Genomic DNA, 13,164 nt, shown 5'->3' with positions numbered 1-13,164 from the left:
GTTGTTATATATGAAAGGAGTGCCCCGCCGAAAGGTGAGGCACTCCTTTTTATTGTCGTCATTCAAACGAAAGTCAATCGATGAATTTTACCTTTGCCGCATTACGGGGTTTGGCAGCGGGCGTTTCGTCCGGATAGCCGAAAGCGATACAGTAAAGTAGCTGATAGCCTTCCGGAATATCCAGTTTCTTCAGGTATTCGGCAGCAGCCGGAGTAGAGGTCATGAAGCGCGTGGGACCGCCCAAGCAGCAAGAACCGATTCCCATGGACCAGGCTGATAGAATCATATTCTCACCCAGCAGTCCGCAGTCAATCTGCGAAAGGTCATAAGACGGGTCATTGGCAATAAATACTACTGTAGAAGCGTTGCGAAACATGTTCTTGAATTTCGGGTCTTCGGCGGCTTTGGGATTTTCCTTCTTGTAGATTTCCGTGATGCCGTTGATGAAATCCGGGTTATCCACTACACGCACTTCCCACGATTGCTTGTTCTGTCCGTTGGGTGCATTGATACCGCAATCCAGGATAATCTGCATGGTGTCGCGATTCACGGCTTGCGGTTTGTACTGGCGGATGCTGCGGCGTGACATGATGGTTTCAATCACCGCATTCTCTTTGCTTTCATTTGCATTGGCAACTTGGGTCTCTTTCTGGACCTGGGCACCGCAACTGCAGAGCAGTAACAAACTTGCGCCTGCCAACATCAATCTGATACTTTTCATATTGCTTTATTTGAATAATGGTTTCTGCAAAACTACTAAAACTTTCGGATTATCAATGAGATAGAGATATTAAAAAAGAAAAAAGGCATCTCCCGGAGGAGATACCTTTTCCATATGTTTCTAACTTTATTGTCAGATTAGAGCTTCGGACCAGCAGCAACCAAAGCCTTACCAGCTTCGTTGCCAGTGAACTTAGCGAAGTTCTTGATGAAGCGACCAGCCAGGTCTTTTGCTTTTTCTTCCCATTGGCAAGCGCATTCGTAAGTATCGCGAGGATCAAGAATCTTCGGATCTACATTAGGCAATTCAGTAGGAACCACGAAGTCGAAGAAAGGAATAACCTTCGTCGGAGCCTTGTCGATAGAACCGTCGAGGATAGCGTCGATGATACCACGAGTATCTTTGATAGAGATACGTTTGCCGCTACCGTTCCAACCAGTGTTAACCAAGTATGCCTTAGCACCAACCTTGTTCATCTTCTTAACCAATTCTTCTGCATATTTAGTAGGATGCAAGCTCAAGAAAGCAGCACCGAAGCAAGCAGAGAATGTCGGAGTCGGTTCAGTGATGCCACGTTCTGTACCAGCCAACTTAGCAGTAAAGCCAGACAAGAAGTAGTACTGAGCTTGTTCAGGGTTCAGGATAGATACCGGAGGTAATACACCGAATGCGTCGGCAGACAAGAAAATTACCTGGTGAGCGTGAGGACCCTTGGAAACCGGCTTAACGATGTTATTGATGTGGTAGATAGGATAAGAAACACGAGTGTTTTCAGTTACGCTCTTGTCAGCGAAGTCAATCTTACCGTCAGCAGCTACTGTAACATTCTCCAACAGAGCGTCACGCTTGATGGCAGCGTAGATATCGGGTTCGCTTTCTTTATCCAGGTTGATAACCTTAGCATAGCAACCACCTTCGTAGTTGAATACACCTTCGTCATCCCATCCGTGTTCGTCGTCACCGATCAACAGACGTTTCGGGTCAGTTGACAAGGTAGTCTTACCAGTACCGGACAGACCGAAGAAGATAGCAGAGTCAGTACCTTCCATGTTAGTGTTGGCAGAGCAGTGCATAGAAGCGATACCACGCAACGGGTTCTTGTAGTTCATGATAGAGAACATACCCTTCTTCATTTCACCGCCGTACCAAGTGTTCAAGATAACCTGTTCGTTGGTCTTCAAGTTGAATACAGTAGCTGTTTCAGAGTTCAGACCCAGTTCCTTGTAGTTGTCAACTTTTGCCTTAGAAGCGTTGAATGATACGAAATCGGGTTCTCCGTAGTTAGCCAGTTCTTCAGCAGTCGGGCGGATGAACATGTTAGTTACGAAGTGAGCCTGCCATGCCACTTCCATGATGAAACGTACTTTCATACGAGTAGCGGGGTTGGCACCACAGAAGGTATCAACAACAAACAGACGCTTGCCGCTCAGCTGCTTAACAGCTTTAGCTTTCAAGTCAGCCCAAGCTTCTTCAGAGCAAGGTTTGTTGTCGTTTTTGTATTCTTCAGAAGTCCACCATACAGAATCCTTGCTGGCTTCATTCATTACGAAGAATTTATCTTTAGGAGAACGACCGGTATAGATACCTGTCATTACATTTACAGCACCCAGTTCAGTTACCTGACCTTTTTCAAAACCTTCCAAACCTGGTTTGGTTTCTTCTGCGAACAGTACATCGTAAGACGGGTTGTGGATAATTTCCTTCACGTCTTGGATACCGTACTTGCTTAAATCTAAATTTGCCATTTCTTTTAATGATTTAAAATGTTGGTATTTGGTTTATAATCTCTTTCCTTAATCTCTTTTACCTTTGATTTACAAGGAAAAACGGGTGTAGAAAAGCTCTTTTTTTCCTGCTTTTCAGCAGGTCCCTTGTTTTTCGCCTACAAAAGTAATACTTTCTTTTTAAAGAAAAGCTCTATTAGAGAAATTTTTCTCTAATAGGAAATCTTTTATAAAACCATAACAATATCTGCTAACTGAATGTTGCAAATTGGGTGAAATTCGTTTACTTTGCACATCAAAACATTCTATAATTATGAAGGTTATCAACTTTGCCGAGACAAATTCTGTCTTGAACCAATACGTGGCGGAAATTCGTGATGTAGCAGTCCAGGGCGACCGTATGCGTTTCCGCCGTAATATTGAACGCATTGGAGAGATAATGGCGTATGAAATGAGTAAGGAACTGACGTATTCTGTCAAGCAGGTACAGACTCCCTTGGGGGTGGCGTCGGTCAGCACACCCGATGACGAGGTGGTGATTGCCACTGTTTTCCGTGCCGGATTGCCTTTGCATACTGGATTCTTGAATATGTTCGACCATGCCGGGAACGCTTTTGTTTCCGCTTACCGTTATTATAAGGATAAGGAATGCCGTACGGTGGATGTACACATCGAATACATCGCTACTCCGGATTTGTCCAAGAAGACATTATTGATTGTAGACCCGATGCTTGCCACGGGAGAAAGTATGGAATTGGCCTGGAAGGCCTTCGTCACCAAGGGGATGCCGGCCAAGTTGCAGATAGCTTGTGTCATAGCCAGCCGGCAGGGCGTAGAGCATCTGGAAAAGCTGTTCCCTGGAGATGAAGTGACCTTGTGGTGTGCAGCAATCGACCCGGAGATGAACGAGCATTCCTATATCGTTCCCGGGCTGGGAGATGCCGGAGATTTGGCGTTCGGTGACAAGATATAAGGTTCATATATCTTTTCCATCAGCCTTTTCCCAAGTGCGGGCCTATAATGACCCGGTTCATAATAATTGTGGATGTCTTCCGTGTATTCGTTGATACCGGTGAAATCAAATACATTCCGTTTTCCGAAGAAGCGCTTCAGTGTCTTTACGTCGGCAGGGTTTATGTTGACTTGCAGGTAGTCGGGACTGATAATGATTTTTACATCGGTATCATGTTTCCGGCAAATCCACTTTATTTCCTGCAACAGATTGATTTGCTTTTCCCTGAGCACTTGGGGGGCTTCCCGGTATTTCCCGTCTCTATAATTCTTCATTTTCTCTTTGGTGAATTCTCCTTTCCGGTTTTCCCAGTACTTATCTCCCTCTTCCTTTATCATTTTCTCTCTGGGATTTAACACGTCATTGGTTACCGGGTTTCGGGTGGAGCCATAGGGGTTTATAACCCCTTTCATGTAAGGGCGATAGGTATGGAACAGCTTGTAGTCCAGATAGGGGAAGAGAAAGTTCGGGTAGAAGAAGGCTTGGCAGAATTCCTTCTGAAACTTGAAGCTGCTTATTCCCGATATGGCGGGCGGCAGAATGTTGGAATGTCCGGTGAGGCAACGGTCGTTGTGCAATGATTCCTTGTCGATAATCAGCAGTAGGTTCTTGATTGTTGCACCTGCCTTGTCCAGTGCCTTCAGCTTCAGGCAGACGGCGGCAAGGCTTTCGGCATTTCCGAATAGCCGTACGGCTCTTCCGCCGTGGAGGTATTTCTCCCATTCATGGCATTGATAAGCCATAGTGCAGGAGTTTCCCATGATATAGGAGTCGATGGGGATGGTATCCCGGTTGTTCAGATACATCTGCCACCCCACGTGCCCTTCGTTTAGTACAACCGGGGTTTGGTCGTATCGTTCATAGTTCTTCAGGACCATGAAAGGGTCGTCCAGGAAATAGACTGCCAGTAGGGCTATAAAAGGGATAAAAAGGATAAAGAGCTTTTTCATGAAACGTATGGCTGCGTTCCGTTCGCTGTTTTTCTTCATCATGTGTCTTTATTGTCAAAATTGTAAATATATGAAGCTGTCCGAGTTGAACTGTCCCAGTGTGAAAAGTATTATGGCGAGCAGATAATAGATACTCCATCTTACGGCTGCCGGCTGTCGTCCGAGGGCTTCCAGTAAATCATGCTTGGACATGAAATATTCGTAAACCAATATCAGTACGAGTGCGCTTCCTGCCACAATGCTGTTGTGGTCCGGCATTCCGATGTTCATTTCCTTCCAACTGTAATGTACGCCGAAGGAGAGGTGGCTGATGTAGTGGAACGCTTCGGCCATAGAACTTGCCCGGAAGAATATCAGAGATACGGCAAAAAGTAGGTAGGTCCTTACGACGGATAATGTGGCATATAAGCGGCTTCCCAATTGGGCTTTCAGTCTGCGGTGAAATGCTGTGGTCTTCATCTCGTAGAAGATGATGACACCTTGAATTAGTCCGTAGACAGCGAAGTTCCATCCGGCACCATGCCAGATACCCAGTCCCGTGAAGGTCAGCGCCAGACTTAGAAATACGCCCCATTGTCCCCATCCACGCAGGCTCGAGGACAACGGGAGGTACAGATAGTCGCGTACCCAGAATGAAAGCGACATGTGCCATCGGCGCCAGAAGTCGGCAGTGGTCTGTGCAATGAACGGCCGGTTGAAGTTTGGGCTGAGCTTGAATCCCAGCATGCGCGCTCCTCCCAATGCGATGTCGGTATATCCGGAGAAGTCGGCATACAGCTCTATCGGATATAGGAGGCATGCCATCAGCAATTGCACGCCCGAGGCTGTGTATACCGACCCGAAGACACCGTCTATGTATGGGGCGATGGAGTCGGCCAGTATCAGTTTCTTTATTAGTCCCACGACAATCAATCTCATTCCGTAGACCATGGATGTATAGTCCGTAGCTTTGCAGGACTTCAGTTGGGGGAGCATGTCACTTGCTCTTTCTATGGGACCGGAAAGGAACTTCATGAAGAAGAGCATGTATATCATGAAGTCGGGCAGGCTCTTTTCCGGTTCTTCTTCTTGCCAGTAGATTTCTGTCAGGTACGAAATGGCCTGGAAAGTATAGAAAGAGATTCCCAGTGGAAAGAGAATGTGGCAGTCTGTAAGCCGGTCGGCATACCGGAATGCCAACCAGCTTACAACCAAAAAACACACACCTGAAAAATAAATTCCCTTCATGCCGCTTTCCCGCTTGGCCTGTCCTATCCATTTGCCAAAGTAGAAGGTGGCAAGCGTGAGGATGAGGGCCGTTATCAGAAAAGCGAGGTGGTAGAAGCCTATGAAGAGGCAGCTGGCTGTCAGTAAGGTCGCTTTTCTGAATCGTGAAGGAAGCGTATGGTATAGAATGAAAGTACACGCAAACAGTACGACGAAGTTCAGGGATATGAATGACATTTCTTAGTTGGTTTTGGTTAAAATGGCATGGCAGATGTCTCCCACGTTTTTGAGTTTTACAATATCTCTGAAGGTGAAGCGTACATTGAATTTCTTCTCTATCTTGTTTATCAGTTGCATGTTGGTCAGTGAATCCCATCCTTCTACATCCTGGGCGGTGGTTTCATTGTCAAGTACGATGTTCTCTCTTTTCAGTACCTCTCGAAAGATGAGGCTCATTTCATTCAAAATAGTCTGTGTATCCATTGTCAAGTTTAAATTAGTTCTTGTATTTTCTTTCTGTCTGTTTTGCTACTGGTGTTCAGCGGAAACTGTTCCAGACAATGCATATGCTTGGGAATCATGTAGTAGGGAAGCCTGCTACACAGATATTCCTCTATCTGCTGTTTGTCGAGCTGTTTCTTCTCTACGACGAGATGCAGTTCGCACTGGTTGTCGTTGTCGTATTTGGGAATGACGACTACACGGCATTCACCGTTGAAAAAGTTTTTTGCCACATGTTCAATCTCGCTCAGCTCAATGCGAAACCCTTGTATCTTTATCTGTGAGTCTTTTCGTCCGCAATAAATGATGTCGCCGTCGGCGTCCATTTGGCAGAGGTCTCCTGTCTTATAGTATACTTTTCCATTGGCGGTCTCTACGAGGCATTCCCCGTTTTTTTCGGGAGCATTCCAGTAGCCGCCCATCACTTGATTGCCGCTAATCCATAGTTCACCGGTTTCTCCGGTAGGCAGCGGACGGCCGTCTGCATCCATAATCAGGGCATCGATGCCTTCGAAAGGCTTTCCGATGGCGACCATGCCGTTGTGATGCTTGCAGGAGGTGACGGGTATCCGGTAGGCAGTGCAGTAGATGGTTCCCTCTGTCGGTCCGTATAGGTTTATGAAAGAGGCATTGGGGACACATTTTCTGAAAGCATCCAACAGCTCCGCGTCAGAAGCCTCGGCAGTAACCACTAGATATCTAAGTGCGGGGAGGTGTATCTCCGGAAAATAGGGACGTAGCAGCTGGAGCAGTGAAGGGGCCACGGCAGCGAAGGTCAGGTCGTATTTTTCCAGAGTTTCAATTACGTTGATGTATTTCACGCCTTCCGGAGAAACGGTGTATATGCAAGCACCCAGCGTCAGCGGATATAGAAAGGATACGATGGAAACGTCAAAAGTGAGTTCGAACATCTGCAGCATCCGGTCGTTCTCGTCCAGTTGCCAGCCGAGGCGGTGGTAGGAGGTATAGAAAGCATTCAGGTTACGGCGGGAGATGGGTACTCCTTTGGGTTCGCCCGTGCTTCCGGAGGTAAAGATGATGTAGGCATTTTCCTCTTCTGCCGTATGGAGGATGTCTTCTGCGGCATGGAACGTGGCGGAGTTCTCTGCCTGCTCTATTTCGGAGGTACATATCAGTTCCAGATTCCGGGTGTCGAGGTTCAAGACATGGATATTCTCGGTATGCAGCACGAGGCGAATGCCTGCCGAGTCGGCAATTCTGTCGTTCCTATGTTTGGGGTAGAAAGGATGGAGGATGACGTATGTCTTTCCGCAAATCAGTGCAGATAGTATGGATGCGTATGTTTCCAGTCTGTTTTCTGCGACGATGCCGATAATTTTGTCTTCTCTGTCCTTGAATAGGGAGGATATTTTCTGTACGCAAGTTGCCAGCTCTCCATAAGTGCAGGCCGTGTCTTCGATGACGAATGCCGGTCGGTCGGCATATTTGCCGAAGGCTTTCATGATGTCGCCAATCAAGTCATTTGGATACTTTTTCATTTAGTCCGTTATGTTATAGTTCAGTTTTTGCGGAAGCGATGTTTGTCCGTCGTTCATTAAAGACAGTGGTTTCCCGCAATCTCCCTACCGGGAAATCCTTAAGATTTCTAAAAAAGGAGGGATACTGTTCGGAATAAAAGAAACAGAGGGGGCAAATACATACTCACCACAGGATAGCACGGATTAACACTGCTAAAAGCTCTTTATTATCAGAACTCCTAAGGCAATCTGTGTTAATCCGTGTTATTCTGTGGTGAGTATGATATACTCTTCGGGCAAAATGGGTTTGCGAACAAAGTCCTTATTTTGCCCAGAACAGTTTGTGGTAGTAAGTGTCTTCGGCTGACACCTCTTTATAGTAGGGATTGTAGTTGACTTCCGTATTCGGGTATCTCCAGCGGTTCGGCACATTTGTGATGGTACCGGCCACTTCGGGGAAGGCCAGGCCGGACGGATAGCCGGTACGTCGGATATCACTCCATGCCTCACGACTGGCTAGGAAACCGAAATGCAGCCACTTTTGGGTAATGATGGCATCCATCTTGTCTGTATATTTCGTGCTGTTCCATTTGGCAGCGGCGAAAGAGGCGGTTTCTTCGGCGGTAGGGGCATCATACCGGCGTGCGTTTTCACCCGTACTTACCGAATCGTAATAGTAGTAAAGCGTGATGGACTGGCTGACAGCCTTTTTGAACTCTTCTTCCGCTTTCGCTTCATTCTTTGCCACTCCATACCCCATTTCATAGGCTTCCGCTTTCAGGAAATGGATTTCGGGTGAGGCCATTATCAGCATGTCGAATTTGTCGTTTTCCCAAAAGAAACCTTTCTGCGTGATTTGTGAGAAACCGGTGTTGCTGGTATTGACTTCGTCTTGTGCCTGCGAGTTGTAATATTCCGTCAGCTCATCTGCCACGGTAAGGTCTGTACCCAGATAACGGTGCTCGTCCAATTGACCGGTGTTTTGGTTGGTAATCTTCACGGGATTGAAGTTGAGCAGGATGCGCGGGTCGTCTTCTCCTTTCACATAAACGCCGCTCAGTGGGTCATTGCTGGTCATATCATAGTTGCCATGGCCCAGCATGCGGTCGATGATGGCGCCCGAAGCAAGTCGGTTGGTTACCCAGTCACCCAGTCCGTGGCCTGCGGTGAAGTTCAGTTGCCCAGACTTCTGGTTGACAATGAGAATGTTGTTTTCTTGTTCCTCTATCAACGGATAGGCTGACGGATTTTCCAGGATTTCCTTGATGGCGGTACGGCCTTCCGCCTGCAAGTCTCCTTGCGCGGCTACGCGCATGGCAAGGCGCAGTCGCAAGGAGTTTGCATAACGTTCCCATTTGTCCATGTCCCCGTTGTTGATAAAGTCTTGTGTATTGAAGTTCCTCGGTGTGGGGATGGAACGGAACCGTGGAGCAATTTCTTTGAGCTCATCAAGAATGGTTTTATAAATATCCTCGGCCTTGTCATAATGAGCATACGATTTACCTACATCGTTGGTAAGCGGCAGCGTACAAGCTTCCGAGAAAGGCATATCCCCGAAAACGTCCACTGTGGCGGCAAAGAAATCGTACAACTGTACTTTGGCGGCAAGATAGAATGCCTCGTCCTGGGCTTGTTCTGCCGAGCTTTCTTCCTCGTAGAGAGATTCCAGCTTACGGAACTGGGCCAGTGCCGAATACACATTGTCCCACTGTCCGTCAATAGCGGGTATATAGCCGGGGGTATACATATCCGTAGTGTTGGAGTAGCCGAAGGTTTGTGCATACTTGCCCGTAAACTGTGAATCGAATCCGAAGAACCGGTTGTATTCGTAAACATCATAGTCCTTTACTTTTTGGAAGACTCCTACCATCAGATTACTGATGGTGACTTGGGTTACTTTGGAGGGGTCTTCGTATTTGCTGTCGAAGTCATAATCCGTACAGCTTGATGTTGTCAAGAGGAATGCTCCCAATGAAACAAGAGATAATATCTTTGTCTTTTTCATACTCTTTGTTGTTTTTTGGATGGTTGTTTTGTCAGAAACTTGCACGAAGTGAAACACCGAAACTGCGGGTAGCTGTGGTAGAACTTCCCACGGTAGCCTGGTTGGCCCAGGATGTTCCGACGGACGACTCCGCATCGTAGTTTTTCAGTGCTTTGTAGAAGTAGAAGAGGTTACGTCCGAAGACCGACACACTCAGCCGGCCCAGTCCCAGTTTGGAAATCATCTTTTCGGGAAACTGGTAGCCGATGGTCAATTCACGCAGTTTGACATAAGAATTGTCGAATACCGAATGGCGGTATGTCAGCTGTTCGGCCTCCGTTCCCCAATTATAGGTGGTGTTGTAGTAATAGCCTGCCGGAATGATACGTGTGTTTCTTTCGCCAGTGGAGGCCACTACACCCGGAAGGATGATGCCGTCGTGGTAGATTATCTCTCCGTTGGGGCCGGCACCCGTGGAAGGGTCTACTTGTACCGGAATTCCGCTGGAATTGTTGTCGCCCGGATAGTAATAGGATAGTCCGCCGTGTTCCGTATCACGGTACTTCAGGGATTCGGGTGTCAGACCCACTGCGGTGGCATATTGGTTCATTTCGTTGATGACATCCCCTCCGATGCGGAAGTCGATACTGAAATCGAGGAATACATTCTTGTAGGAGAAAGAGTTGAATAGACCTCCTACGCCTGCCGGATTGATGTTGCCGACTTTCTGCAATTCGGTTTGGTTGAGGTAAAGACCTTTATCGGAAACGAGGTACTCACCGTTTTCGTTCACTTGGGGAACCTGTGCATAGATGTCACCCATTGGCTGGCCTTCCACAGCTTGTATTTTTATTCCGCTGCCTCCGGAGTTGAGTATTTCCAGATAGGGCACTCCATCGGCCAGTTTCACTACTTTGTTCTTATATACACCATAGTTGGCTGTCAGGTCCCAGCGGAAATCTCTGGTCAGTATGGGAGTGGCACTGATTGATATATCCCAGCCGTGGTTGGCTACCTCGCCCACATTCATCAACACATTCTTTACGCCTGATGTGGAAGGTTGCGGCGTGGAGAGTATCTGGTCCTTTACACGGTTGTTGTAGTAGGATATATCTATACCCAACCGGTTATTTAAAAACTTGCTTTCCAGACCTATCTCGTATTCGTATTTCTTTTCCGGACGGATATCTGCATTCCCCCATGAAGAGGGAATGGTGTTCCAGGTGAATCCGTTGTCCGAACCTTGCTCGTAGACGATATTGGCGGTATAGGTTTCAGGAGCATTTCCTACGATACCGTATGAGAGGCGCAGTTTTCCATAGTTCCACCATGACGGCATGTGGAAGGCTTGGGTGAAGAGAAAACTCAGATTAGCGGAAGGATAGAAAAAACTCTGGTCTTTTAGGGTAGACGATCGTTCCTGGCGTCCGGTCAGTTCAAGGAATAGATAGTTGTCCCATCCCAGGCTCAGTGTACCCATATATCCGGTTTTCAGTAGTTCCATACGTTGCAGGGTACTGCTTGGCGTGTAGCGGCTGGCATTGAGGTCGAACCAGTTTTCCGTGACAAGCCCGCCATTGGTGGAGACCCTCATATTGTTCATATTTTCGTAGCGTCCGGTCCAGCCTACGGTGGCGGCAATGTCGAAGCGGTTGATATTATAGTTGAAGTTCAACATAACATCTCCATAAACAATGTCGTAACGGCGGTTGATGGACTGGAAGCTGCCGTTGGGGTCGTATAGGGAATTGGGTTGTTCGCTTTCATATTTCAGTGTTTGCTTCACATCTGTGATATCAGTTGAAACCTGGGCACGCAGACTCAGCCAGTTGGTTATCTGCCAGGTGGGGCGAATCATACCGATGAGCCGGTTCTCTGTCTCGTCGCTATGGTGATGGTACATATTCCACAGCATGTTGTTCACTCCGGTGGCGTAACTGGGGTCGTAGGCCCATGATTCCTCAGGAGTCAGCGTGGCGTTTCCTCCGACAAAGGTATTACGGTATCCCAGACTGGTGACGTAGCTTTGTTTCAGATAGGGAATGTCCAGGAAGGTGGAGAACATGTTGCCGAAACCGCTGTATAGGTTGAGCGAGGTTTGCGGGCGGTCTTCTACATTCTGTACGATGTAGTTAAGGGAGTATTCCAGTTTCAGCGGTTTTGCCAGTTGATACGAACCGGTCAGCTTGAAGTTGTGTTTGGTGAAGCTTCCGGTCAGGGCATTGGGAATCTCGTCCATGAATGTGTAGGAGAAGCGGTTGCTGGTGGTTTCCGTCCCTTGTGAGATGGCGAGATTGTAAGTCTGGGTCCAGCCGGTGCGAAACAACTCTTTCCACGGGTTGTCGGTCAGTGCCTGGTAGGGGCGCATCTTCCCGTCCCAGTAAAGTACCTCGCTGCCGTCGTATTTCGGGCCGAAGGACAAGGTGGTGGAACGGAGGCTTTTGTAGCTTTGTCCGTTTAGGGTTCTCTGATAGAAGCCTCCCGTCTGTTTCTCATAATCGCTGTATGCGGTGTTGTAGGTTCCCGGCCCGTATACGGTCTGTACTTTTGGCAGATAAGCCGGTAAGTTTGCCATGACTTGGGCATTGAAGTCCACCGTCAGCTTGCCGCTTTTGGCGCGCTTGCTAGTGATGACTACCGCACCGTTTGCAGCCTCCGAGCCGTAGAGAGCTGTGGCGGAAGCTCCTTTCAGAATACTGAGGCTCTCGATGTCCTCTGGGTTGATGTCTACCAGACCATTGGAACGGATTTGTCCGTCGTTGCCAAATTCGGCGAAGTCCGTGCTTTTACCCGTGCCGCCGTTGCGGATGGGTACACCGTCCAGAATGATGAGTGGCTGGTTATTTCCAGTGATGGAAGTCAGTCCGCGTACGTTGATGGAGACAGCTCCGGCAGAACCGCCTTGTGTCTGTGTGATGCGGACTCCCGGTGCTTTACCGTACATGGCAGAGGCAAAGTTGGGTGCTCCTGCCTTTACCAATTCGTCTGCACTGATGGTACTGATGGCATAGCCGACACGTTTCGTGTCTTTTTTGATACCCATTGCCGTTACTACGACTTCTTTCAGTTGCTGGGTATCTTCGCTGAGTGTAATCTTCAGGTCGCCTTGCTTTTTTCGTTTTGCCAGGTTTATCTCCCGGGTAGCATAGCCCATGTAAGCGATAGAGAGTGTTGCATCTGCAGGAACGGTCAGTGTGAAGTTGCCGTCCACATCGGTAATGACGCCGTTGTTGGTGCCTTTCTGTATGACGCTGGCACCGATAAGCGGTTCTCCCGTTACATCTCTTACAATGCCTGTAATGGTTCGGTACTCTTGTGCAAAGGCTGTTCCGGTGAAAAGAAATGTTAATAACCAACTTGCAATAATCAAACTTTTTTGGAAGTGCGACGCTGAATGTGGAATGTCACACCGTTTTCTCATCCTGATTTTCATACTACTGAAAAATAATTGATTTATCTTATTATAAATGTTACGTCCTTTCGGCGGATATTTTAGCAAGAGGTATGCCAAACGAAAGGCAGACTATCCTTTTAAGAATGAATGATATTGATAATCAATTGCTTATTTTCTATCGGGAAAAAGGAAAG

At 47.6% G+C, this 13,164-nt stretch carries 9 protein-coding genes; 1 reads left to right on the top strand and 8 read right to left on the bottom strand.

The genetic code is table 11. The features are described 5' to 3' along the window. Positions 1-73 precede the first annotated feature (73 nt). Complete coding sequence (locus DWZ03_RS01895; RefSeq protein WP_008662557.1) at positions 74-721, bottom strand: nitroreductase family protein; 648 nt, start codon at positions 719-721, stop codon at positions 74-76. 137 nt (positions 722-858) lie between these two features. Further along, on the bottom strand, positions 859-2,466 hold the full coding sequence (gene pckA, locus DWZ03_RS01890) for a phosphoenolpyruvate carboxykinase (ATP) (protein ID WP_008662559.1): 1,608 nt from the start codon (positions 2,464-2,466) through the stop codon (positions 859-861). A gap of 292 nt (positions 2,467-2,758) precedes the next feature. Between pckA and upp the strand changes: the two genes are divergently transcribed. Continuing rightward, on the top strand, positions 2,759-3,418 hold the full coding sequence (gene upp, locus DWZ03_RS01885) for a uracil phosphoribosyltransferase (protein ID WP_035457545.1): 660 nt from the start codon (positions 2,759-2,761) through the stop codon (positions 3,416-3,418). Here upp and DWZ03_RS01880 read toward each other — a convergent pair. The 6 genes from DWZ03_RS01880 to DWZ03_RS01855 form a co-directional block, all read right to left on the bottom strand. Next, the gene (locus DWZ03_RS01880; RefSeq protein WP_005830721.1) at positions 3,361-4,449 is read right to left on the bottom strand and encodes a hypothetical protein; all 1,089 of its coding nucleotides are present in this window, start codon (positions 4,447-4,449) and stop codon (positions 3,361-3,363) included. The genes upp and DWZ03_RS01880 overlap by 58 nt on opposite strands. A 12-nt stretch (positions 4,450-4,461) precedes the next feature. Continuing rightward, positions 4,462-5,850, bottom strand: a complete 1,389-nt coding sequence (locus tag DWZ03_RS01875; protein WP_120128598.1) for an MBOAT family O-acyltransferase — start codon at positions 5,848-5,850, stop codon at positions 4,462-4,464. Between the two features lie 3 nt (positions 5,851-5,853). Continuing rightward, the gene (locus tag DWZ03_RS01870; RefSeq protein ID WP_005830717.1) at positions 5,854-6,096 is read right to left on the bottom strand and encodes an acyl carrier protein; all 243 of its coding nucleotides are present in this window, start codon (positions 6,094-6,096) and stop codon (positions 5,854-5,856) included. A gap of 8 nt (positions 6,097-6,104) precedes the next feature. Continuing rightward, complete coding sequence (locus DWZ03_RS01865; RefSeq protein WP_120128595.1) at positions 6,105-7,613, bottom strand: amino acid adenylation domain-containing protein; 1,509 nt, start codon at positions 7,611-7,613, stop codon at positions 6,105-6,107. 301 nt (positions 7,614-7,914) lie between these two features. Then, positions 7,915-9,597: a SusD/RagB family nutrient-binding outer membrane lipoprotein gene (locus DWZ03_RS01860; RefSeq protein WP_044467467.1), complete on the bottom strand. Its 1,683-nt coding sequence runs from the start codon at positions 9,595-9,597 to the stop codon at positions 7,915-7,917. A 31-nt stretch (positions 9,598-9,628) separates the two neighbouring features. Beyond that, entirely contained in the window at positions 9,629-13,009 is a 3,381-nt protein-coding gene (locus tag DWZ03_RS01855) for a SusC/RagA family TonB-linked outer membrane protein (protein ID WP_394811522.1), read from the bottom strand. Between the last annotated feature and the right edge of the window lie 155 nt (positions 13,010-13,164).

The sequence above is a fragment of the Bacteroides sp. AF29-11 genome (assembly GCF_003602895.1).
In the GTDB taxonomy this organism is placed as follows: Bacteria; Bacteroidota; Bacteroidia; order Bacteroidales; family Bacteroidaceae; genus Bacteroides; species Bacteroides uniformis.
This window is presented reverse-complemented; position numbering and strand designations above follow the sequence as displayed.

What these genes read in the sequence shown, in the direction of transcription:
- upp (WP_035457545.1), top strand. Translation starts at nt 2,759, where the DNA reads ATGAAGGTTATCAACTTTGCCGAGACAAATTCTGTCTTGAACCAATAC.
- DWZ03_RS01865 (WP_120128595.1), bottom strand. Translation starts at nt 7,613, where the DNA reads ATGAAAAAGTATCCAAATGACTTGATTGGCGACATCATGAAAGCCTTC.
- DWZ03_RS01875 (WP_120128598.1), bottom strand. Translation starts at nt 5,850, where the DNA reads ATGTCATTCATATCCCTGAACTTCGTCGTACTGTTTGCGTGTACTTTC.
- DWZ03_RS01860 (WP_044467467.1), bottom strand. Translation starts at nt 9,597, where the DNA reads ATGAAAAAGACAAAGATATTATCTCTTGTTTCATTGGGAGCATTCCTC.
- DWZ03_RS01895 (WP_008662557.1), bottom strand. Translation starts at nt 721, where the DNA reads ATGAAAAGTATCAGATTGATGTTGGCAGGCGCAAGTTTGTTACTGCTC.
- DWZ03_RS01880 (WP_005830721.1), bottom strand. Translation starts at nt 4,449, where the DNA reads ATGATGAAGAAAAACAGCGAACGGAACGCAGCCATACGTTTCATGAAA.
- pckA (WP_008662559.1), bottom strand. Translation starts at nt 2,466, where the DNA reads ATGGCAAATTTAGATTTAAGCAAGTACGGTATCCAAGACGTGAAGGAA.
- DWZ03_RS01870 (WP_005830717.1), bottom strand. Translation starts at nt 6,096, where the DNA reads ATGGATACACAGACTATTTTGAATGAAATGAGCCTCATCTTTCGAGAG.
- DWZ03_RS01855 (WP_394811522.1), bottom strand. Translation starts at nt 13,009, where the DNA reads ATGAAAATCAGGATGAGAAAACGGTGTGACATTCCACATTCAGCGTCG.